2 protein-coding genes are annotated in these 1,089 nt (G+C 35.7%); both read left to right on the forward strand.

The features are described from left to right. On the forward strand, positions 1–332 hold a 332-nt coding region (locus AC1DJR_RS30940), incomplete at its 5' end, for a MarR family winged helix-turn-helix transcriptional regulator (RefSeq protein ID WP_477004358.1). 153 nt (positions 333–485) lie between these two features. After that, positions 486–1,089: 2,3-diphosphoglycerate-dependent phosphoglycerate mutase (gene gpmA / locus AC1DJR_RS30945; protein WP_477004359.1), on the forward strand; the 604-nt coding region annotated here is incomplete at its 3' end.

The raw sequence follows: 1,089 nt of genomic DNA on the forward strand, positions 1-1,089 counted from the left end.
GTTTTCCAGGGCTTAGTGTAAATGAACTGCTATCACTTTTAGAAATAAGTAAACAAGCTCTTCACGGACCGTTGCGCCAACTGTTAGATAAAGGACTTATTGAGAGTAATGAAGCTGCACATGATCGTCGTGTGAAACAGCTGTCTTTAACAGAAGAAGGAACAGACTTAGARAAAAAACTGAGCGATGTTCAAAGAGAACAAATGGGAGCTATTTTCTCACAGTTTGGCGAATCATGTGAAGAAAATTGGCATCAAGTTATGAATGAAATGGCAAATAGCCGTTCAGGATTTGATGCATGGACGTCTAAGCGTGAAATACCAGTAGAATAAAAGATAGAAACAGTATCTTGTTTTGTAGTTTGAAAAATCATAAATTTTTATCTGTATATTTGGCAACTATGGATAAAAAATTCACATTGCCAAAAACTTTATATGTGTACGTATTGAAATTTTAAAATTCATATTTCCGAGAGGGGAATTATAATGATAAAACTTGTACTCATTCGTCACGGACAAAGTTTGTGGAATCTTGAAAATCGATTTACAGGATGGACAGATGTGGATTTATCAAAGAATGGATTAAGTGAAGCGAGAGAAGCAGGAACAATATTAAAAAAGAATGGATATACATTTGATGTTGCGTATACCTCGGTACTAAAACGAGCAATTCGTACATTATGGATTGTACTGCATGAAATGGATCTCACTTGGGTCCCTATACATAACTCATGGAAGTTGAATGAACGCCAYTATGGTGCACTACAAGGATTGAATAAAGACGAAACTGCAAAAAAATATGGAGATGAACAAGTTCATATTTGGAGAAGAAGTATAGATGTGAGACCGCCTGCACTTACTGAAGATGATCCTCGATATGAGGCGAACAATCCAAGATATAAAACGTTAAAAAAAGATGAATTCCCATTGACTGAATGTTTAGAGGATACGGAGAAAAGAGTAGTTGATTATTGGCATTCAGAAATTGCACCGTCATTAAAAAGTGGTGAGAAAGTAATTATTTCATCGCACGGTAATACAATTCGTTCGCTAGTGAAATACTTAGACAACCTTTCAAGTGATGGTGTGG

It is taken from the genome of Bacillus sp. 05T31 (assembly GCF_056396725.1).